19 protein-coding genes are annotated in these 20,993 nt (G+C 73.5%); 10 read left to right on the top strand and 9 right to left on the bottom strand.

The genetic code is table 11. The features are described from left to right. A complete protein-coding gene (locus ABGB14_RS18585) occupies window positions 1-1,533 on the top strand; it encodes a CotH kinase family protein (protein WP_347644927.1) in 1,533 nt (510 codons plus the stop codon). Here the strand turns inward: ABGB14_RS18585 and ABGB14_RS18580 are convergent, their stop codons facing one another. Further along, window positions 1,534-2,109, bottom strand: a complete 576-nt coding sequence (locus tag ABGB14_RS18580; RefSeq protein WP_347644926.1) for a hypothetical protein — start codon at window positions 2,107-2,109, stop codon at window positions 1,534-1,536. A gap of 2 nt (window positions 2,110-2,111) precedes the next feature. After that, complete coding sequence (locus ABGB14_RS18575; protein WP_347644925.1) at window positions 2,112-2,879, bottom strand: hypothetical protein; 768 nt, start codon at window positions 2,877-2,879, stop codon at window positions 2,112-2,114. A gap of 246 nt (window positions 2,880-3,125) precedes the next feature. On the opposite strand from ABGB14_RS18575, the gene ABGB14_RS18570 reads away from it, so the two are divergent. Then, window positions 3,126-3,461 carry a hypothetical protein gene (locus ABGB14_RS18570; RefSeq protein ID WP_347644924.1) on the top strand — a complete coding sequence of 112 codons (336 nt, stop codon included), beginning with the start codon at window positions 3,126-3,128 and terminating at the stop codon, window positions 3,459-3,461. A gap of 66 nt (window positions 3,462-3,527) precedes the next feature. Here the strand turns inward: ABGB14_RS18570 and ABGB14_RS18565 are convergent, their stop codons facing one another. Continuing rightward, the gene (locus ABGB14_RS18565; protein WP_347644923.1) at window positions 3,528-4,157 is read right to left on the bottom strand and encodes an Lrp/AsnC family transcriptional regulator; all 630 of its coding nucleotides are present in this window, start codon (window positions 4,155-4,157) and stop codon (window positions 3,528-3,530) included. Window positions 4,158-4,266: 109 nt separating this feature from the next. Here ABGB14_RS18565 and ABGB14_RS18560 point away from each other — a divergent pair, with 109 nt between their 5' ends. The 6 genes from ABGB14_RS18560 (at window position 4,267) to ABGB14_RS18535 (ending at window position 10,849) form a co-directional block, all read left to right on the top strand. Continuing rightward, complete coding sequence (locus ABGB14_RS18560) at window positions 4,267-5,844, top strand: ABC transporter substrate-binding protein (protein WP_347644922.1); 1,578 nt, start codon at window positions 4,267-4,269, stop codon at window positions 5,842-5,844. 12 nt (window positions 5,845-5,856) lie between these two features. After that, the gene (locus ABGB14_RS18555; RefSeq protein WP_347644921.1) at window positions 5,857-6,924 is read left to right on the top strand and encodes an ABC transporter permease; all 1,068 of its coding nucleotides are present in this window, start codon (window positions 5,857-5,859) and stop codon (window positions 6,922-6,924) included. Further along, complete coding sequence (locus ABGB14_RS18550) at window positions 6,921-7,796, top strand: ABC transporter permease (RefSeq protein ID WP_347619285.1); 876 nt, start codon at window positions 6,921-6,923, stop codon at window positions 7,794-7,796. The genes ABGB14_RS18555 and ABGB14_RS18550 overlap by 4 nt, the downstream gene beginning before the upstream one ends. A gap of 253 nt (window positions 7,797-8,049) precedes the next feature. Then, window positions 8,050-8,871 (top strand): ABC transporter ATP-binding protein, encoded by an 822-nt coding sequence (locus ABGB14_RS18545; RefSeq protein WP_347644920.1) that lies wholly within the window; start codon window positions 8,050-8,052, stop codon window positions 8,869-8,871. Further along, a complete protein-coding gene (locus ABGB14_RS18540) occupies window positions 8,868-9,779 on the top strand; it encodes an ABC transporter ATP-binding protein (protein ID WP_347644919.1) in 912 nt (303 codons plus the stop codon). The genes ABGB14_RS18545 and ABGB14_RS18540 overlap by 4 nt, the downstream gene beginning before the upstream one ends. Then, a complete protein-coding gene (locus ABGB14_RS18535) occupies window positions 9,776-10,849 on the top strand; it encodes a M24 family metallopeptidase (protein ID WP_347644918.1) in 1,074 nt (357 codons plus the stop codon). The genes ABGB14_RS18540 and ABGB14_RS18535 overlap by 4 nt, the downstream gene beginning before the upstream one ends. A gap of 45 nt (window positions 10,850-10,894) precedes the next feature. Here the strand turns inward: ABGB14_RS18535 and ABGB14_RS18530 are convergent, their stop codons facing one another. Continuing rightward, window positions 10,895-11,956, bottom strand: a complete 1,062-nt coding sequence (locus ABGB14_RS18530; protein ID WP_347644917.1) for a hypothetical protein — start codon at window positions 11,954-11,956, stop codon at window positions 10,895-10,897. Window positions 11,957-12,185: 229 nt separating this feature from the next. Between ABGB14_RS18530 and ABGB14_RS18525 the strand changes: the two genes are divergently transcribed. Next, entirely contained in the window at window positions 12,186-12,959 is a 774-nt protein-coding gene (locus ABGB14_RS18525) for a GNAT family N-acetyltransferase (protein ID WP_347644916.1), read from the top strand. Further along, window positions 12,956-14,056, top strand: coding sequence for an o-succinylbenzoate synthase (menC, locus tag ABGB14_RS18520; RefSeq protein WP_347644915.1), 1,101 nt, complete (start codon window positions 12,956-12,958; stop codon window positions 14,054-14,056). Before ABGB14_RS18525 ends, menC begins: the two co-directional genes overlap by 4 nt. On the opposite strand, the gene ABGB14_RS18515 is transcribed toward menC, so the two are convergent. The 5 genes from ABGB14_RS18515 to ABGB14_RS18495 form a co-directional block, all read right to left on the bottom strand. Further along, window positions 14,046-14,723, bottom strand: coding sequence for an ATP-binding cassette domain-containing protein (locus ABGB14_RS18515; protein WP_347644914.1), 678 nt, complete (start codon window positions 14,721-14,723; stop codon window positions 14,046-14,048). The two genes, menC and ABGB14_RS18515, sit on opposite strands and share 11 nt — an antisense overlap. Beyond that, on the bottom strand, window positions 14,720-16,525 hold the full coding sequence (locus ABGB14_RS18510; RefSeq protein WP_347644913.1) for a dipeptide/oligopeptide/nickel ABC transporter permease/ATP-binding protein: 1,806 nt from the start codon (window positions 16,523-16,525) through the stop codon (window positions 14,720-14,722). Before ABGB14_RS18510 ends, ABGB14_RS18515 begins: the two co-directional genes overlap by 4 nt. After that, window positions 16,525-17,583, bottom strand: a complete 1,059-nt coding sequence (locus ABGB14_RS18505) for an ABC transporter permease (RefSeq protein ID WP_347644912.1) — start codon at window positions 17,581-17,583, stop codon at window positions 16,525-16,527. Before ABGB14_RS18505 ends, ABGB14_RS18510 begins: the two co-directional genes overlap by 1 nt. Further along, complete coding sequence (locus ABGB14_RS18500) at window positions 17,584-19,203, bottom strand: ABC transporter substrate-binding protein (RefSeq protein WP_347644911.1); 1,620 nt, start codon at window positions 19,201-19,203, stop codon at window positions 17,584-17,586. 97 nt (window positions 19,204-19,300) lie between these two features. After that, on the bottom strand, window positions 19,301-20,899 hold the full coding sequence (locus ABGB14_RS18495; protein ID WP_347644910.1) for a helix-turn-helix domain-containing protein: 1,599 nt from the start codon (window positions 20,897-20,899) through the stop codon (window positions 19,301-19,303). Window positions 20,900-20,993: the final 94 nt, after the last annotated feature.

Here is a 20,993-nt window from a genome sequence, read left to right as displayed (position 1 = left end):
GTGGCCCGCCTCAGACACCGCATCCCCGTCAGGCTCCGGCACCACTGGAAGCTCGTGGCGGCGTGCGTGGCGTTCCTGGCCGCCTGCTACGGGGTCTTCGGCAGCGGCACCGTCCGCCCGTACGTCACCAGCGTGCGGACCGCCTCGGCCGGCGTCGTCGTCCGGGACCTCGCCGGGTCCAAGGAGCTGTTCGACGCCGCCACGCCGCACGAGGTGGCGCTCACGTTCCGGGACGAGGGCTACCAGGACATGCTGGCGGAGTACTTCAAGGACGGCGACAAGAAGTACGTCGAGGCCGACCTGACCATCGACGGGACCACGATCCCGAGCGTGGGCATCCGGCTCAAGGGCAACTCGACCCTGCACGCGCTGACGTGGAAGGGGGAGACCCGGCCGCGCGACACGTCCGGCCGCGGGAACCCGCCGGAGGGGCTCCGCCCGCCTGACGGAGCCGAGCCTCCCGCCGGCTTCCAGCCGCCGGCAGGCGGGCAGCGGCAAGGCCGCGGGCGCGGCGCGGCGCTGAAGGCCGAGGAGCCGGAGAACCTGCCCTGGCTGATCAGCTTCGACGAGTTCGTCGAAGGACGCCGTTACCAGGGCCATTCCCAGGTCGCGGTGCGCCCGTCCTTGGGTTCGTCGGCCCTGCTGCACGAGGCCGTGGCCATCGCCCTGGTCGGCGCGGCGGGCGAGCCCTCCCAGCGGTCGGCCTATACGTCCTTCTCCGTGAACGGCCGCGCGTCCGCTCCGCGCCTCCTGGTCGAGTATCTGGACGAGGGGTACGCCGAGCGGCTCGGCGACGGCGTGCTCTACAAGTCGCTCGCCTCCGGGAGCTTCACGTACAAGGGCGAGGACCAGACGGCGTACGTCGACGACTTCAAGCAGGTCAACCTGGTGGGCCAGCGCGACCTGCAACCGGTCATCGACCTGATCAGGTGGGTGGAGCAGGCCTCGGACGAGGAGTTCGCGTCGGGGCTGGCCGAGCGGCTGGACGTCGTGTCGTTCGCCCGCTACGCGGCCCTGCAGAACATCCTGCTGAACCACGACGACATGGCGGGCCCCGGCCACAACTACTACCTCTGGTACGACCTGGGCACGAAGAAGTTCAGGGTGATCAGTTGGGACCTGAACCTCGCGCTGAGAGGGGATGCCACAGCCGGTCCCGACGACGCCGTCGGCAGGAGGAGTCCCGGCGACCGAGGCGCCCGCACAGGCCTGCCCGGGCAGGGTGAGCAGGCGGGACAGCAGGGCCGCCCGACCGCCGGTCAGCAGCCCGGCGCCCGGCGTGCCACCGGGCCGCGCGGCGGCCACGCGCTGAAGGAGAGGTTCCTCAAGGACGCCGGTTTCAAGAAGCTCTACGAGCGGGAGCACGCGGCCCTCGCCCGCGACCTGCTGGCCGGCGGCACCGCCACGGCCCTGCTGGACCAAGCGCTCAAGGCGTACGGCCTCAATGCGGGCGCCGACCGGGCGAAGGCGGCCGAGGAGGCGGCCGACCTGCGCGCCACGCTGGAGACCCGCGCCACGTCGCTGGCGGGTTGATCACCGGCGGGAGCGGAACGCCACGGCCGTCGTCGAGGTGATGGCGGTCACCAGCACGACGGTGAGCAGGACGCCGCCCAGGGGGTTGTCTCGGCGGCCCGCCGGCGGGAGGGGACGCCGCGCGCCGGCCCACCCCGACACGGAGGGCGTGAGGCTGGGCGAAGGGGTCGGGGTGAGCGCGGGAACGCGCACCGGCCCCGCCTGGGGCACGGGCAGGGGGGCCACGCGCACCCGCCGGCGCGGACACTCCCCCACCCGCACCCCGCCCGTGCACAACCCGTCGCGGTAGACCGTCACCCGTGGCAGCGCCACCTGGGGTGTGGCCCGCCGCTGGCGGGGCGGCACGGAGATCGAGACTTTCGGGACGGGCCGTCGCCGGGCCGAAACCCTGGGCACGGTCACGCGGCCCGGCCCGGCGGTGACGCCCTTCGGGGGCACGGGGGCGCGTACGGTCACCCGCGGCGCCGGGCCCGGCCACGGCGCCCGGTCGGCCGCCGCACCGTTCGCGTCGGCGCCGGTGACGCCGGCCACGAGCAGGGCGGCGGCGAGCAGCAGCGGAACGCGCCTGAAGGCCACGGTCACAACCCCCCGGCGATCCGGCTGAACTCCTGCAGGGCACCCGCGAACGCCTCGGGCCCGACGGCCAGCGGCCCCGCGAAGACGTGCGCGATGTCCCACGTGAGATAGGTGCCGAAGCCGAGCAGCCCCGCGGTCGCCAGCAGCGGCAGGATGGCCAGGCCGCGCGGCCTGGCCCCGGCCAGGAACGGGAAGACGACGACGAGCGCCCCGGTGAGGATGGTCAGGATCAGCAGCCCGTCGGGCGGTGTCGCGGCGGCGTCGGCGGTGCGCTGGGCGCGCGCGGCGGCGATGCCCCTGATGTGGTCGAGCACGGCCGCCTTGGCGTCGGACTCCTCGTCGCCCGCCACCTCGAGGGCGTGGACCGCGCCGCGCAGCTGGTCCATCCTGGCGCCGCCGACCGGGTCCATCACGCCCTCGGCCATGAGCGGCCACTCGTCCCTGACCACGAACGTGACGTAGTCGTGCAGAGCCCTGCGCACGTCCTGGGGCCCCGTGCCCGGCAGCTCGCCGGCGGCCCAGTAGGCGTCGACCGCGGCCTGGCTCTCGGCGTGGGTGTTGAGCCTGGCGGCGTCGGCCGTGGTCCACGGCACGATGATGGCGATGGCGAACACCAGCAGGAACATGGCCGACAACATCGCCCCCGCGTGGGCGGCGGAGGGGCCGCTGGGATCGCGGTCCTCACCCGCCGCCCTGACCCGCCTGAACACCAGCGCGGTGAGCGCCACGGCGCCCACCGCCGCCAGGATGGAGAGTGTGTACGCCACCATGAGGATCTCCCGAACCCTGTCGACTACGCAGTGCGACATTACTATCACATAGGGCGACGATGGCGGCAGGCGGTGATCGGTAAAGTCCCGGGCGGGTTCCGCGCTCGTGAGGGTTCAGCCGAAGTACTCGCCGTACGGGCCGCCGTGCCGGTGCCGGCTGGACGGATTGCCGATCATTGAGGGGCCTTCCTCGCCATATGTCCAACGAGAGGCTGATATTTCGGGACTTGCAGGGAGCATGGGGGCGTGAATCTCAACGGCCGCAAATTCGTGATGGTGAGCTCGACGGCGAGCGAGGTCGACCTGGACAGCCCGACGGAGTTCCAGTACTGGGAGGCGGACGGGGTGGTGTGGGGCCACTACTCCGGCGACACCGTGACCCACGGGCGCTTCGTCGGCACGCGGGACGGCGACCTGGTGTCGATCAGTTACGCACACGCGCTGAAGGCCGGGGGCACGGCGGGCGGGCACAGCAGCAGCCGCGTCGAGGCCGGGGACGACGGGCGGCTTCGCCTGGTGGAGGAGTTCTCGTTCGAGGGGGACGACACCGTGCACGTCAGCGTGTGCGCCGAGGTGTCCTGACCGGCCCTCGTCACGCGGGCAGCCGTGGCGTCCTGATCAGCCCTCGTCATGTGGGCAGCCGGCCGCTCAGCCCTCCTTGTGGAGGGTGGCGCGGCCCTCGGCGGCGCCGACGAAGCGCATCTTGCCGAGCGGCACCTCGCCCTGCGTCTCCTGGGCGGGCCGCCGCGCCGGCCTGGCCCGGTCGCTGGGCAGCACGTACGGCCGCCTGAGCACCTCGTCGAGGATGAACACGGTCTCGGTCGCCTTCACCGCCGGGATGTTCGCCAGCCGGTCGGTCACCATGGTGTGCACCTCGGCCACGTCGGACACGCGTACCTGGATCATCGCGTCGTGCTGGCCGGTGGTGATCGCGCAGTATTCCACCTGCGGCATCCTGGCCAGCTCGGCCCTGAACTGCTTCCACATCTGCTGGCGCACGGTCACGAAGATCAGCGCGGTGATGCCGAGCCCGGCCCGCACGTGGTCGATCTCGGCCGTGAACCGCTTGATCGCGCCGTCGGCGCGCAGCGCCTCGAAGCGAGTGTAGGCGTTGGCCCGGGAGATGCCCACCCGCTCGGCCAGCGCCGCGACCGAGATCCTGCCGTTCTCGCGCAGGACCTCGAGGATCTTCAGGTGGACGTCGTCCAGTTCGAGACCGATGCCGATCCGTCCAGACTGACCGCCGTCGCCGCCGCCATTTCTAGAAATTTCACTCATCATTACCTCACCGACCTTTATATACGTCTCGCTGGGCGCACGGCGCCTGGACGTTCTGCCGGACAATCCTCCGCATCCCCTGCTGAACGTCCCATCATGGAGGACCTACATGGCGACCCGCTCGCAGACGGCGGCTGTGCTGCTCGCCGGTGCACTCGCCCTCGCCGCCTGCGGAAGCGGCGGCACGTCCCGGACCCCCGCCTCCGGCGGCGGCGGCAAGACCCTCGTCATCGACACGTCCTTCGACCTCAAGACGGCCGACCCCGGCCGCACGTACGAGCCGACCGGGCTCATCGTCGGCAAGGCGGTCTACGAGACCCTCCTCACGTTCGACGGCGCCGACGTAACCAAGCCGGTGCCCGCCCTCGCCGAGTCGTACGAGCTGGCCGAGGACGGCAGGAAGCTGACGCTGGAGCTCAGGCAGGGCGCCACCTTCGCCGACGGCTCGCCGGTGACGGCCGACGACGTGGTCTTCTCGCTGACGCGGGTGCGTGACATGAAGGGTACGCCGTCGTTCCTGCTCGACGGGGTCGAGGTGGCCAGGACCGGCGACTCCACGATCACGCTGACGTCGAAGGCGCCCAACCCGGCGCTGCCGTACATCCTGCCGAACCCGGCGCTCGGCATCATCAACAGCAAGGTCGCCAAGCAGCACGGCGCGACCGCCGACGCCCAGGACAAGGCCGAGCAGTACCTGAACGCCAACTCGGCCGGCTCGGGCCCGTACCGGATCGAGTCCTTCAACGTCAGCAGCCAGGTCGTGCTCACCTCGAACCCGAAGTACTACGGCGCCAAGCCCGCCTACGACAAGGTCGTCATCCGCAACGTCGAGGCCGCCACCCAGAAGCTGAACGTGCAGCGCGGCGACAGCCAGATCGCGCTGAACCTGTCGGGCGACCAGGTCACCGGCATGCCCTCGACCCTGCAGGTGAAGAAGACCGCCTCGGCCAACGTCATCTTCCTGCTGGCCAACCAGGACTCCGCGATCAGCAGGACCACCACGAACCCCAAGTTCGTCGAGGCGGTGCGCAAGGGCGTCGACTACGCGGGGCTGCTGGAGCTGGCCGGCGAGGGCTCGACGCAGGCGCCGGGGGTCATCCCGTCGCAGCTGCTCGGCGCGCTGCCCGCCGACCAGGGCGCCGAGCGGGACGTCGCCGGCGCCAAGGCGGCGCTGGCCGCCGGCGGGCTGTCGAACCCGACCGTGAAGCTGGAGTACCCGACCGAGCTGACCGTGAACGGCCTGTCCTTCCAGCCGCTGGCCGAACGCATCCAGGCCAACCTCAAGGAGGTCGGCATCACGGTGGACCTCCAGCCCGCGCCGGTCAGCACGGCGCTGGACAACTACCGCAACGGCAAGGAGGAGATGGGCCTGTGGTACTGGGGGCCTGACTACCCCGACCCCAGCGACTACCTGGCGTTCCTGCCGGGCAAGACGGTGGGGCTGCGGGCCGGCTGGAAGCCTGGGGCGGCCAAGGAGATCGAGGAGGCCGGGGAGAAGGCGGCCGCGGCGATCGGCGACGGCGCCCGCGAGGAGGCCTTCGCCGACGTGCAGACCAAGCTCAACGCGTCCGGGCCGTTCGTCCCGCTGATCCAGCCGAGCCAGAACATCGTGACGGCCGGGTCGGTGACGGGCCTGGACTACCACCCCGTGTGGACGGTCGACGTCGCCGACCTCGGCGTGAAGTAAGGGATCAGGCAGGTGCCCGACAAGGAGGGTCCGCCCGCCCCGCGACCGCGGCGGACCGCGCATCCGCTGGCCCGCTTCCTGATCCGGCGCCTCCTCCTGGCCGTGCTCATGGCCTGGGGGATCACGCTGGTGACGTTCGTGCTGACCAACCTGGTGCCCGGCGACCCCGTGGCCGCGAACCTCGGCCAGCGGGCGCTCGGCGACCCGGCCATCGTCGCGCAGTGGCGGGCGGAGCACGGCCTGGACAAGCCGCTGTGGCAGCAGTACCTGATCCACCTGCGGGGACTGGTGCAGGGCGACCTGGGCACCAGCCAGCAGAGCCACCGCCCGGTCGCCCAGGACCTCGCCGAGTACGTGCCCGCCACGCTGGAGCTGGCCGGCGCCGCCATCCTGGTCTCCCTGGTGCTGGGCGTGGCGTTCGGCGTGATCGCCGCCCTGCGCAGGGACCGGCTGCCCGACCACGCGCTGCGGGTGCTGAGCCTGGTCGGCATCTCCGTCCCGACGTTCTGGCTGGCGCTGGTGGCGTTCTACGTGTTCTTCTACCGGCTGCAGCTCACCCCGGGCAGCGGCCGGGTGGACGCGGCCCTCGGCTCGGCCCCGCCCGTGACGGGGCTGCAGACGGTGGACGCGCTGCTGGCCGGCCGCTGGGACATCTTCTCCTCGGCCGCCGGCCACCTGGTCACGCCCGCCCTCGTGCTGGCCCTGTACACGATCGGCCTGCTCACCCGCTTCACCCGCTCGGCGGTGCTGGAGGTGCTCGGGCAGGACTACGTGCGCGCCGCCCGCGCCAAGGGCCTGCCGGGGCGGACGATCCTCTTCCGGTACGTCCTGCGCTCGGCGCTGGTGCCCATCATCACCGTGGCGGGCCTGGCCTTCGGCAGCCTGCTGTCCGGCACTGTGCTCGTCGAGGCGATCTTCGCCTGGCCCGGCATCGGGCAGTACGCGTACAAGAGCGCCACCACGCTCGACCTGCCCGCCGTCATGGGCGTCGGCCTGGTGGTGGGCGTCGTCTACCTGGTCATCAACCTGATCGTGGACGTCCTGTACGGCGTCATCGACCCCCGAGTGAGGCTCCAGTGACACGGGACCCCCTGGCCCGCCGGGGCCTGCTCAGGCGGCTCCCCGAGGCGTGGCGGCAGCCGCTGGCCGTGGTCGGCGCCGTACTGGCCGTGGCCTGGATCGTGATCGCGCTGGCCGCGCCCGTGCTGGCGCCGCACGATCCGCTGGCCCAGGACCTGCCGCGGCTGGCCGCTCCAGGACCCGGCCACTGGTTCGGCACCGACCAACTCGGGCGCGACATCCTGAGCCGGGTCCTGCACGGGGCGCGGGTGTCGATACCGCTGACGTTGCTGCTGGTGGCGCTGTCGGTGCTGATCGGCGGGCTGCTCGGGGCGTGTGCCGGATATTTCGGCAGGTGGGTGGATGAGACGATCATGCGGGTGGCGGACCTGGTGTTCGCGTTCCCGACCGTGATCCTGGCCATGGTGGTGGCCGCCGCCCTGGGCGCGAGCCTCGGCAACGCGGTGCTGGCCGTGCTGGTCGTGGCCTGGCCCGCCTACGCCCGGGTGACGCGCGGGCTGGTGCTGGGGGTCCGGGAGCGGGAGTTCGTGCTGAGCGGGCGGCTGCTGGGCTTCTCGGTGTGGCGGTCCCTGCGGGTGGACGTCCTGCCGAACGTGACGGGTCCCGTCCTGGTGCTGGCCACGCTCGACATCGGCACCGCCCTGCTGCTGCTGTCGGGGCTGTCGTTCCTCGGCCTGGGCGCCAAGCCGCCGTCCCCCGAGTGGGGGGCGATGGTGGCCTCGGGCGTGGAGGTGTTCGACAGCTGGTGGGTGGCGACGTTCCCGGGCCTGGCGATCTTGACCGTGGTGCTGGCGTTCAACTTCCTGGGTGACACGCTGCGGGACGCGCTCGATCCCCGGACCGCCCGCGCGATCAAGGAGCGTGCCCTTTGAGCGAGCGAACGAGCCCGCACGGCGACCTGGCCGCAGCTCCGACGGAGGAGGACCGTGACCGAGCGGAGCGAGGGAACCACCCAGCACGGCGACCTGTCGCAGCTCCGACGGAGGAGGACCGTGACCGAGCGGAGCGAGGGAACCACCCAGCACGGCGACCTGTCGCAGGTCCGACGGAGGAGGACCGTGACCGAGCGGAGCGAGGGAACAAATCAGCACGGCGACCTGTCGCAGGTCCGACGGAGGAGGACCTGTGACGTTGGACATCAGCGGGCTGAAGGTGTCGATCGGCGGCAAGGAGATCCTGCGCGGCGTCGACCTGAAACTGGCCGCGGGCCGGGTGCACGGCCTGGCCGGGGAGAGCGGGTCGGGCAAGACCATGACCGGGCTGGCCGTGCTGGGGCTGCTGCCGCACGGCGCCCGGGCGTCGGGCACGATCCGGCTCGGTGAGCGCGACCTGCTGGCGCTGCCGGCCAAGGAGCTGAACCGGGTGCGCGGCGGCGAGGTCGCCATGGTCTTCCAGGACCCGGCGACCAGCCTGCACCCGATGCTGACCGTCGGCAGGCAGCTCACCGAGCACATGCGGCACCACCTTCGCCTGGGCAGGGCCGAGGCGAAGGAGCGGGCGGTGGAGCTGCTCGGCAAGGTGCGCATCCCCGGGCCCGCGGAGGCGTACGGGCGGTTCCCGCACCAGTTCTCCGGCGGGATGCGGCAGCGCATAGCGATCGCCGTCGCGCTGGCCTGCTCGCCGAAGGTGCTGATCGCCGACGAGCCGACGACGGCGCTGGACGTGACCGTGCAGGCGGGGGTGCTGCGGCTGCTGCGCGGGCTCTGCGACGAGCTGGGGCTGGCCGTGCTGCTGGTCACGCACGATCTGGGGGTGATGTCGGCGGTGGCGGACGAGGTGAGCGTGATGAAGGACGGCCTGGTCGTGGAGTCGGGGCCGCGCGGGCGGGTGCTGCGGGAACCGGCCCACGCCTACACCCGCGCGCTGCTCGGCTCCCTGCCCGGCGCGGGCACAGCCGAACCCGGCGAACAACCCGGCTCCGGCCCCGTCCCGGAGGGTGAACGATGAGCCTGCTGAGCGTGGACGACCTGGTCGTCGAGCACCGCTCCCCCGGCCGTCCCGCGGTCCGCGCCGTGGCGGGGGCGAGCCTGACCGTCGGCGCCGGCGAGGTCGTCGGGCTGGTCGGCGAGTCGGGGTGCGGCAAGTCGACGCTGGCCCGCGCCGTCTGCGGGCTCAACCCGGTCACCGCCGGCTCGATCACGTTCGACGGGCAGCCGGTCACCCCGCTCGGGCTGCGGCGCAGGCGGCTCACCGGGATCCAGATGGTGTTCCAGGACCCGTACGCGTCGCTGAACCCGCGCCGCCGGGTCGGCGACCAGGTCGCCGACGGGCTGCGCACCGCGCGGGACACCGTCACCTCACCCGCCGACCTGCTCGAACGGGTCGGTCTGCCGCGCGAGTTCGCGGGCCGGCACCCGCACGAGTTCTCGGGCGGGCAGCGGCAGCGCATCGCCATCGCCAGGGCGCTGGCCGCACGGCCGCGGCTGCTGATCGGCGACGAGCCCATCTCCGCCCTGGACGCCTCCGCCCAGTCGCAGGTGGCCAGGCTGATGCGGGACCTGGCCGTGGACGCGGGCGCGGGACTGCTGTTCATCAGCCACGACCTGTCCGTGGTGCGGCTGATCGCCGACCGGATCGCCGTCATGTACCTGGGCAGGATCGTCGAGGTGGGCGACACGGCGGAGGTGTGGGCGGAGCCGCGGCACCCGTACACGAAGGCGCTGCTGCAGGCCATCCCGCAGCCGGACGGGAGGGGCGTGCTGCCCGCGGAGCTGCCCGGCGACGTGCCCGATCCGGCGAACCCGCCGCAGGGGTGCCGGTTCCATCCGCGCTGCCCGCACGTGATGGACGTGTGCCGCGGCAAGGAGCCGGACTTCGGGCCGGTGGCCTGCTGGCTGCACGAGCCGCCGCGGTGACGCCCCCACCGCGCTCCCCGCAGGACGCCGCGCAGGACGCCGCGCCGGGCGGCGGGTCGGCGGTCAGGGCGGAGGTGGAGGAGGCCCAGCTGATGAGCGGGCGGATGAGCGGGCGGATGGTGGCCGTGCGGGAGGCCATGGCCGGCGCCGGGGTGGATGCCCTGGTGTTGCGGCCGTCACCGGACTTCCGGTTCCTCGGCGGCGGGGAGGGGCCGTACCTGGTGGTGACCCGCGACGCCGTCGCCGAGACCGCCGAGCCCGCCCGGCTGGTGCCGGAGGGGGCGCGGCGGGTCGGCGTGGACCCGGAGATGCGGGTGCGCGAGCTGTTCGGGCTCGCCGTCGAGGCCGAACTGGTGCCCGCCTCCGCCGTGCTGGCGCCGCTGCGGCTGCGTAAGGAGCCGTACGAGATCGAGGCCGTCGCGCGCGCGGTGGCGGCCGCGGAGGAGGTGCTGGGGCAGGCGCGGGAGCTGGCCTGGTTCGGGGCGGGTGAGCGGGCGATGGCCCGCCGGCTGCGGTCGCTGCTGGTGGAGTCGGGCTGCGAGGAGGTGCTGTCGCTGCGGGTGGCGGCGGGCGAGCACACCGCGCGGCCCGCGCACGCGCCCGGTGAGCGGGTGATCAACCCGGGCGACGCGCTGCTGGTCTCGGTGTGCGGGCGGTGGGACGGCTACTGCGCGGAGGTCGCCAGGGTGTTCGCGGTGGCGGAGCCGCCGGAGGACTTCGAGGCGATGTACTCGGTGGTGGCCGCCGCGCACCGGGCGGGCCTGTCGGTGATGCGTCCCGGTGTCCCGGTGGCCGCGGTGTCCAGGGCGGTCGGCGAGGTGATCGACGGCAGCGGGTACGGGCGGTTCGCGGCGGCGCACGCCGGGCGGGGCATCGGGCTCGGGCACGACGAGGGGCCGCGGCCGGGCGAGGACGCCGTGCTGGCGGCGGGGATGACGTTCTGCCTGGAGCCGGCCATCTACGTGCCCGACCTGTTCGGGGCACGGGTGGCGGACGTGGTGGCCTGCACGGACGGCGGGCCGCTGGCGCTGGGCACGAGCCCGCACTCCCTGACCGTTCTGGACCGGTGAGACCGCCCGCACCTCGCACACGGTCCGGTGAGGCGGTCGCGCCGGTCACAGGTGCTCGGACAGCCGGCGGGCCTCGTCCGCCCAGCCCGCCAGGTACATCAGGGCCGCGCCGCGTTCGCGGTAGCGGCGGGCGGCGACCACCGGCCTGCTCCCGCCGTAGTCGAGTTGCTCCTCCCCCGCCCGCGCCAGCATCAGCGGGGCCAGGAAGTCGTACTTGACCGCCGACGCGCAGACCGCCAGCCGTACCAGGCGCTCGTCGCCGCGCCAGCCGGACTCGCGCAGCCCCCGCAGGTAGGACCCGTAGACGGCCGCGTCGAGCTCGGGCAGCAGGGCGGCGGGGAGGAACAGGTCGAAGACGCTGTCGGGGATGTGGTTGCCGACGTCCTCCCCGAGCGCGCCGTCGCCGGTGAACGCCCAGTCGAGCAGCACGGTCTCGCCGTCGCCGTCGATGACGTTGCTGGGCCACAGGTCGAGGTGGCACAGCGTCCTCGGCAGCGCCTCCATGATCGACAGGAACTGCTCGCGGTCGCGGTGCAGGCGTACCAGCTCGGCGCGCAGGCCCGGCGGGAAGTTCTCCGCGACCAGGGGGTGCCGCCAGGCCGCGTCGTCGTCGAGCAGTGCGTACGGCACCCGGTGCGTCGCGGTGTAGTCGCGCAGGAACGACCGGCTCAGCCAGGGCCGCTCCACCTCCCCCGCCGCCCCCTGCGCCAGGCCGAGCCGGAGCCCGAGGCGGGCGTGGCGGTCGACGCCCCAGGAGGTGCCGGGCGCGCCGGACACGTCCTCGATCCACAGCGCGAGGTCGCCGTCGTCCCGCTCGACCAGGTCGAGCAGCCTCGGAGCGCGCAGACCGGCGCCCGCCCACAGCTGCGGCAGGCCGCCGGCGTAGACGTCGGCCTCCCTGCGCCAGTAGTTCCAGTGGCGCGGGTCGTCGGAGTGCCGCCACCCGTCCGGGGCGTCCTTCCGCCGGGTCAGCAGCTTGAGGACGGCCGAGCGCGAGCCCCTGCGGACCCGCCAGATGCCGCCGGTGACACCGTTCTTCGGGTTGTGCGTGAGCGGCTCCATGACGGCGTCGGCGCCGCCGAGCACCCGCGTGAACTCCTCTTCCACCCGGGAAACTCTAGACCGTGACGACGTGAGGGCCGGGTCCCCGGCGGCCCGTCCGGTCGGGCGCGAGGTGCGGGCGAGTTTGAGTACGACGATACAGGCGGGCTCGCGCGCGCCCGCTAGGGCAGCTCGACGAAGGACCGCCGTTCTCTTGGTGGCCGGGCACGAATCCCGGCGGGCGCACCATGGCATACCGTCGCCAGTGAACGCGTCCACGAGGAGGAGCGGCAGGTTGATCGAGGTCAGGGAGCTCCACGAGATGGCGGAGTTCGAGCGGGTCAACGACCTGTTCGAGGACATCTGGCACTTCGGGCCCGGCGACCCGCCCATCACGATGGAGCTGATGCGGGCGCTGTCGCACGCGGGCGGCTACGTCGCCGGCGCCTTCGAGGGCGACCGGCTGGTGGGCGGCTCGGTCGGGTTCCTCGCCGCGGGAGGGGCGCTGCACTCGCACGTCACCGGCACGACGCGGCGCGGCGCCGGGTTCGAGCTGAAGCTGCACCAGCGCCGCTGGGCCCTGGGGCGCGGGATCGAGCGCATCACCTGGACCTACGATCCGCTCGTGCGCCGCAACGCCCACTTCAACCTGGCGAAGCTGGGCGCGCGGCCCCAGGAGTACCTTCCGCGCTTCTACGGCGTCATGGGCGACGCGATCAACCAGGGCGACGAGTCCGACCGGCTGCTCGCGGTGTGGCCGCTGACCGCGCCGCACGTGGAGGCGCTGGCCCGGCGCGAGCCCGGCGAGAGCGCGGCGCCGGAGGGCGCGGTGGTCGCGCTGGCCGACGACGGCGGCCGGCCGGTGCCGGGGCAGGCGCGGGGGCAGGCGGGGGCGGGCGCCGTGCTGGTCGCCGTTCCCGCCGACATCGAGGGGTTGCGCGGCAGCGACCCGGGAACGGCCAAGGCGTGGCGCCTCGCCGTGCGCGAGGTGCTGGGTGGCCTGATGGCGGAGGGCCGGGCGGTCACGGGGTTCTGCGGCAAGTCCTACTACGTAGTGGAGCACGCGTGAAGATCACTGGAGTTGAGCTGCGCCGGATCGCGATGCCGCTGGTGGCGCCGTTCCGCACCTCGTTCGGCACCGAGACGTCCCGCGACGTCCTGCTGGTCAGGGTCGTGACGCCGGACGCCGAGGGCTGGGGCGAGTGCGTGGCGATGTCGCAGCCGCTCTATTCCTCCGAGTACGTCGACGGCGCGGCCGAGGTGATCCGCCGTTTCCTCCTGCCCGCGTTGCCGCAGAACGTCGACGCGCAGGGCGTGGCCCGCGCCCTGGAGCCGGTCAAGGGTCACCGCATGGCCAAGGCCGCGGTGGAGACGGCCGTGCTGGACGCGCAGCTGAGGGCGGCGGGCGAGTCGTTCGGCCGGTTCCTCGGCGCGTCGCGCACCCGGGTGCCGTGCGGGGTGTCGGTCGGCATCATGGACTCGATCCCGCAGCTCCTCGACGCGGTGGCGGGCTACCTGGACGAGGGGTACGTCCGCATCAAGCTGAAGATCGAGCCCGGCTGGGACGTCGAGCCGGTCAGGGCGGTGCGCGAGCGGTTCGGCGACGACGTGCTGCTCCAGGTCGACGCGAACGCCGCCTACTCCCTGACCGACGCCCGGCGGCTGGCCCGGCTCGACGCGTTCGACCTGCTGCTGATCGAGCAGCCGCTGGCCAACGACGACCTGGTGCAGCACGCCAGGCTGGCCGGGCAGCTCGCGACGCCGATCTGCCTGGACGAGTCGATCGAGTCGGCCGAGCACGCCGCGGCGGCGATCGCGCTCGGCTCGTGCTCGATCATCAACGTCAAGCCGGGCCGGATCGGCGGCTACCTGGAGGCGCGGCGCATCCACGACCTCTGCCGGGCCAGCGGCGTGGCGGTGTGGTGCGGCGGCATGCTGGAGACCGGGCTCGGCCGGGCGGCGAACGTGGCGCTGGCGGCGCTGCCCGGGTTCACCCTGCCGGGCGACACCTCGGGGTCGCGCCGCTACTACGCGACCGACATCACCGAACCGTTCGAGCTGGCGGACGGGCATCTCGAGGTGCCGGCCGGGCCGGGTCTCGGCGTCGAGCCGATCCCGGCCGTGCTCGACGAGGTGACCACGGCCACGGAGTGGATCACCCTCTGAGGCGGGGCACCGCGGCCAGGAGGGCGCGCGTGTAGTCGTGCGCGGGCTCGCCGACGACCTGCTCGGCGGGGCCCGCCTCGACCAGCCGGCCCTGGTGCATGACGGCGACCACGTCGGCGACGTACCTGACCACGGCCAGGTTGTGCGAGATGAACAACATCGGCAGGCCCAGCTCGTCGCGGAGCCCGCGGACGAGGTTGAGCACCGCGCCCTGCACCGACACGTCGAGCGAGCTGGTGATCTCGTCGGCGACGAGCAGGCCGGGGTCGCCGCCGAGGGCGCGGGCGATCGCGACGCGCTGCCGCTGCCCGCCGGACAGCTCGCGGGGATAGCGGCCGGCCACCTCCGCGGGCAGCCGCACGAGGTCGAGCAGCCGCTTCACCTCGCTGTCGCGGTCGCGGCCCCTGATGCCCTCCGCGACCGTGTCGCCGACGGTCATGCGGGGGTTCAGCGACGCGTACGGGTCCTGGAACACCATCTGCACGCGGCGGGCGCCCTCGATGCTCCCCGTGTACGGCACGAGCCCGCAGACGGCCCTGGCCAGCGACGACTTGCCGGATCCCGACTCGCCGACGAGCCCGACGACACGGCCGTCGGGGATCTCCAGCGTGACGTCGTCGACGGCGGTGAAGCCGCCGAAGCGCACGGTCAGGTTCTTGATGATCATGAGACCTCCCAGCACGCGACCCGCCGGCGGGGACCGTGCGCGACGAGTTCCGGGCGCTGCGTGGCGCACCGCCCGGTGGCCAGGGAGCAGCGGGGGGCGAAGGCGCAGCCGGGACCGACCTGGTCGGGCGCGGGCTGCGTGCCGGGGATGCCGGCCAGCGGCTTGCTCCTGTCGGTGTCCAGGTCGGGCAGGGAGGCGATCAGCGCCCTGGTGTAGGGGTGGGCGGCCCCCTCGACGAGCCGGTCGGCGGGCAGTTCCTCGACGACGCGGCCGGCGTACATGACGACGACGCGGTCGCACAGCTGGCCCACGACGGCGATGTCGTGCGAGATGAACAGCGTGGCCGCGCCGGTCTCCTCCACGACCTCGCGCAGCAGCCGCAGGATCTGCCGCTGCACGGTCACGTCGAGCGCGGTCGTGGGCTCGTCGGCGATGATCAGGCGGGGCGTGCCCATCAGACCCATGGCGATCACGGCGCGCTGCCGCATGCCGCCCGACAGCTCGTGCGGGTGCTGGGCGGCGCGCCGTTCCGGCTCGGGCAGGTGCACCTGGCCGAGCCGGTCGACGGCGCGGCGGCGGGCCTCGGCCCGGCTCGCGCCCTCGTGCACGACGGCGACCTCGGCGAGCTGGCCGCCGACCCTGAGCGCGGGGTTGAGCGCGGCGAGCGGGTCCTGGAAGACCATCGCGAGCGAGGTGCCGAGCTCCTTGTCCGACAGCGTGGCGACGTCCTTGCCGCCCAGGTGCAGCCGGCTGTGGGTGACCTTCCCCGGGTAGGGGACGAGCCCGCCGACGGCGGCGGCGGTCAGGCTCTTGCCGCTGCCGGACTCGCCCACGAGCCCGACGACCTCTCCTGGCGCGACGGTCAGCGACAGGCCCCGCACGGGTGTCGCGCCTCCGGGAAAGGTGACGGTCAGGTCCCGCACGTCCAGCACGGCGCCGGGGTCCGGCTCTCCCGGCTCGGGCGGCGGCGCCGGCGGCTCCTCGGCCCTGCGCACGGTCGTGCGCGCGGCGGCCCTGGCCAGGGCGTCCCCCAGCAGGTTGAAGCCGATGCCGGCGAGCGCGACGGCGGCGGCGGGGCCGAGCGCGACCTCGGGCGTCACGTAGATCCGCGAGAACCCGTCGAACAGCAGCCGGCCCCAGTCGAACGAGGGTGGTTGCACGCCGAGCCCCAGGAACGACATGCCGGCCAGGCCGAGCAGGGCGCCGCCGAGCGCCTGGGTGAGGTTGAGGATGAGCGGCTCGGCGATGTTGGGCAGCACGTGCCGGGAGAGGATGCGGCGGCGGGGCACGCCGAGCATGCGGGCGGCGGAGACGTAGTCGGCGCCGGCGACCGTGGCGGCCAGCGTCTGGGTGAGCCGGGCGAAGCCCGGCGCGATGGCGGCGCCGATGCCGAGCACCGCGCCGCGCGCGCCGAGGCCGGCGACGACCGCGGTGAACATGGCCAGCAACAACCCGGGAAAGGCCACCAGCGCGTTGACCGTGCCGGTGGCCAGCCGGGCCGCGCGTCTGGGCAGCACGGACGGGAGCGTGCCGAGCAGGATGCCGGCGACGGCGCCGATGAGGGTGGCGGCCAGCGCCAGCGCCAGCGAGAACCGGCCCGCGACCAGCACCCTGGCCAGCAGGTCGCGGCCGAGGTTGTCGGTGCCGAGCGGGTGCTCGGCCGAGGCGCCCTGGAGGATGGCGCCGGCGTCGATGCGCTCGGCGGCCTCGCCCCAGATGATCGGGCCGGCGACGGCGAGCGCCGCCATGAGCGCGACGATCACGGCTCCGGCCACGGCGGGGCCGCTCCATCGGACGGACATCAGGACTGCTCCCTGATCTCAGAGGTGGGGTCGAGGGCGCCGAGCAGGAGGTCGACGGCCAGGTTCACGACCAGCACGATCGCGCCGTAGACGAGGATCACGCCCTGGGCGACCGGGTAGTCCTTCTGCGTGATCGACTCGACGATCTTCAGCCCCAGCCCTGGCCAGGCGAAGACGTACTCGACGAGCACGCTCCCGGCGATGAGCGAGGTCAGCAGCAGCCCGCACACGGTCAGGGTCGCGGTGAGCGTGTTGGGCAGCACGTGCCGCAGGTGCAGCCGGCGCGCGGGCAGGCGCTTGGCCCTGGCCAGGCGCACGTAGTCCTTGCCCAGCTCGCGCAGGGTCTCCACGCGGGCGATGCGGGCGATCATGGCGACGGGTCCGGCCGCGAGGGCGAGGACGGGCAGCACGTACGTGATCGGCCCGGCCTTGCCGGCGGGCGGGAACCAGCCGAGGCCGATGGCGAAGGCGGACACGAGGCCGATCGCGTACAGGAACTCGGGGACGGCCACGGCGGTGCCGGTGACGGAGCCGAAGGTCAGCTCGGAGCCGCGGTTGCGGCCGTTCTGGGTGCGGACGGCCGCCCACATGCCGAGCGGGACGCCCGCAAGCAGGGCGAGGAGGGTGGCGAGGAGGGCGAGGGCGAGGGTGTTGGGGAGCCGGGCGGCGATGACCTCGCCGACGGGCTCGCTGGTGATGAACGAAGTCCCGAAATTTCCTGACAGGACGTTGGTCGCGTAGGTCACGAACTGCTCCGGGAGCGGGCGGTCGAGGCCGAGCGCCGCCCTGCGCGCCTCCACCAGCTCCACCGGCGCCGTCGGCCCGAGCGCCGTGCGCACGGGATCGCCGGGGATGAGGTGGATCATCGCGAAGGAGGCGGCCAGCAGCACGGCCAGCGACACGGCGAACCGCACCGCCCGCCGCACCGCGACCCGAGCCCTGCGCCGCCCGGCCCCTTTCCCGGCCGCCTCGGGTGCGCGGCCCGGAGGAGGGCCGGGCGGGGAGAGCGGCGGGTCGGTGACGGTCCCGGGCGTCTCGAGACCGCTGGTGTCGCGCACTCAGCCTCCCTGGGTGAGCCTGATCGAGGTGGGCACGAACTCTCCCGCCTGCATGTCGTACGTCGCCCCCTTGGCCGCGTGCAGCACCGTGTTCTCCACCACCGGCACCAGGTCGGCGGCCTCGAACAGGGCGGACTCCGCCTCGAGCCATTGGCCGCAGCCCTCGGCCGACGGCAGCTGCCCGGCCTCGGCGATGAGCGACTCGTAGCGCTTGTTGTCCAGGTGGGCGAAGTTGGCCCCCTTGGGCGCGGCCGGGCCGGACAGGAAGCCGATGAGCTGGGAGGGCAGGGTGACCCCGATCGGGAGCCAGACGACGTCCCAGTCCTGCGTGGCGTTGAGCGACTCCGACAGCTTGGCGTCGATGATGCCGTTCAGCTTCACCTCGGCGCCCGCCTTGCGCCAGGCCTGGCCCAGATACTCGACCGCGGCCTGCACCCCGGCCCCGCGCGTGGTGGCGTACATCACCCGCAGCGTCAGCCGCTTGCCGTCCTTGACCCGGACCCCGTCGGGCCCCGCCTTCCAGCCGGCCGCGTCCAGGGCGGCCGCGGCGGCCGCGGCGTCGTGGGCGGGGACGTGCCCGGTGACCGAGTCGCCCTTGCAGGGACGCGGCTCCATGACGAGCCCCGTGGCCGGCCTGCCGGTGCCGCTGGAGGCGATGCCGGCCAGCTCCTTGAGGTTGACGGCCTGGGTGAGCGCCCTGCGCACGTCCGGGTCGTGCGCGGGCCTGTCGTCGCCCTGGTGGTAGAAGTACTGGCCGTTGGTGAAGGGGACGACCTTCTTGACCACGCCCGGTGTGGCCTCCAGGCGGGCCCGGTCGGGGCCGTAGACGGTCGCGCCGTTGATGGTGCCCGAGACGAGCAGGTTGGCGGCGGTCTGCTCGTTCGGCACGACCTTGAGCACGACGGTCTCGGGCAGGTCGGCGGCCGTCGCGCCACCCGGGCCCCAGGCGTACTCCCTGCGCACCTTGAACGTGTAGTGGTCGCTGGGCACCGCCTCGGTCAGCCGGTACGGGCCGGAGCCGGAGGTCCCGCGGGCCAGCAGCGAGCGGTCCTTGACGCCCTTGCCGCACACGATGAACAGCGACCGGGCGCTCTCCAGGATGAAGCTGAACGGCTCCGGCATGGACAACGTCACCGTGCCCGCCGCGTCGTCCGCGGCGGCCTTCATCCCGGTGGGCACCAGCACGCCGTAGATGGGCGACTTCGTGGCGGGGTCGGTGATGTGGTTGACGCTGTCGGCGACGTCGGAGGCGGTCAGCGGGGAGCCGTCGGAGCAGGTGACGCCCTTGCGCAGGGTGAACGTGGCGCTGTCGGGCTCGACCTCCCACTTCTCGGCCAGCCTGGGCACGATCTTGCCGTCGTCGGAGGCGGTGACGAGCGTGTCGTACGCGAGCGAGAGCGTGGTGTTCGTGATGGAGAGCACGCCCATGGCGGGGTCGAGGCCGCCGGGGTCGGCCGAGATGGCGTAGGTGAACGTGCCGTCCCTGACCGGCGCGCCGGCACCGGCGCCGTCACCGGCACCGTCACCGGCACCGGCACCGTCACTGGCACCGCCGGTTCCTCCGCAGGCGGCCGCGAGCAGGGCGAGCGAGGTGAGAGCCGCAGCTGCCGGTCTTCTCATGGGGACTCCCGTCGGGCGTGGGGGGTGTGCACCACCTTCGTCCCTCGCCGGGCCCGGTGCTTCGTGCCGGGTGACGAAAAAGCCGGGCGGCCTCGTGCTAGCGGCCGAAGATCCGCATCTGCAACATCACCGTGAGCCGGGCGTCGGGGTCCGACAGGTCGAGGCCGCTGATCTCGACGAGACGCTTGAGCCGGTAGCGGAAGGTGTTGGCGTGCACGTGGACCCGGGCGCAGGCGGCGTTGACGTCGCCGAACGCGTCCAGGTACGCCCGCAGCGTGGCGGTCAGCTCGGTGCCGTGCTCCGCGTCGTGGTCGAGCAGCCGCTGGTAGGGGCCGGTGGGCGTCTGCTCCTCCGCGGCGGCCACGTCGGCGACCTGGAGGAGCAGCGCTTCGAAGTGCACGGAGGTGTATCCGGCGACCTGGCCGGTGACGCCGCGGGCGCGCAGCACGCGCAGCGCGCGGTCGGCGTCCGCGCGCGACCTGGCGACGTGCGCCAGGTTGGGCGCCAGGCGGCCCGCGCCGATGTTGGCGGCGTGCCGGGGCCCGACCCTGGCCAGGAAGCTCTCGGCCACGCGTACGGCCCGGGCCTCCTCCCCGCTGCTGTCGGACCCGCCCGGCTGCAGGGGCAGCACCGCGTACGCGACGGAGCCGACGAGCGCGGCGGCGGCCTTGGGATGGATGGCGCCGACGTGCAGCGCGAGCGCGTCGCAGAAGCGCTGCCGGTCGCTCTCGCCGCGTGCCGGGTCGGCGGCGGAGTCGCCGGTCAGCTGGGCGGCCAGCACGCACAGGCGGGTGGTGGCGATGCCGAGCCGTTCGGCCGCCTCGGCCGCGTCGGTGCCGCCGGCCAGCACGGTGGACAGCAGGTCGGCGCGGAGCCGCCGCCGGGTGTCGGCCCCGGCCCGCTCGCGCAGCAGCTGCAGCGCCACGATCTTGGCGGCGTCGGCGAGCGCGCGCTGCCGCTGCTCGCTGAGCGGCTCGTGCACGGCCACCCAGATGGACCCGAGGATCTCGTCGCCGGTGCGGACCGCGACGGCGACCCGGTTGATGACGTTCTCGTCGTCGAGCTCCATGTAGACGGGCTCGCGGCTCTGGTAGAGCTGCTTGAAGAAGCCGCGTTCGTCGAGCATGCGCAGGTAGCGGTCGGGGACCTGGCGGCCGAGCACGGTCTCGACGCGGCCCTGGTCGGCCTCCTCCTGGCGGCCGGAGTAGGCGAGCACCCGCGACGACCTGTCCTCGATCGTGACGGGCGCGTCCAGCAGCGCGCAGACGGCGTTGGCCAGGGAGAACAGGTCGTCCGGCGGTCCCTCCCCCGGCTCGGCCAGGTCGCCCTCGGCCAGCAGCGAGCGCAGCAGCGCGGCCACCTGCGACCAGGAGGCCGCCCTGGTGAGCCCGAGCACGGCCACGCCGGTCTCCAGCACCACGGCCCGCACCCGCTCGTCCACGTCGACGGGCAGCTTGACGACGACGCCGGCGGCCTGCCCGGCCCGCTCGATCAGGGCGCAGATGTCGTCCGCGCGCTGGACGCCGACGGCCAGCAGGATCCCGCCGGGCGGGACGATCAGCTCGTCGAGCGGGTCGTAGACGTGCACGCCGGTGACCTCGGTGTCGAGGTCACCGGGTGACGCGGCGACGTCGAGCAGCGTGGTGCCGAGATCCTGGAGGATGCGCCCGAGACTGGCACGCGGACGATTCCTCATCCGATCACGATAATCCACGAAAACGGAGTTCACCCGGGCACGCCGCGCGCGCGGGCCGCCTCGCCCGGCCCGTCCCGCAGGTCCATGCCGCCCC

Origin of the sequence: Nonomuraea sp. B10E15, assembly GCF_039871615.1 — a bacterium.
In the GTDB taxonomy this organism is placed as follows: Bacteria; Actinomycetota; Actinomycetes; order Streptosporangiales; family Streptosporangiaceae; genus Nonomuraea.
The sequence above is the reverse complement of the archived record's forward strand: the minus strand, read 5'-3'. Positions and strand labels throughout refer to the sequence as shown.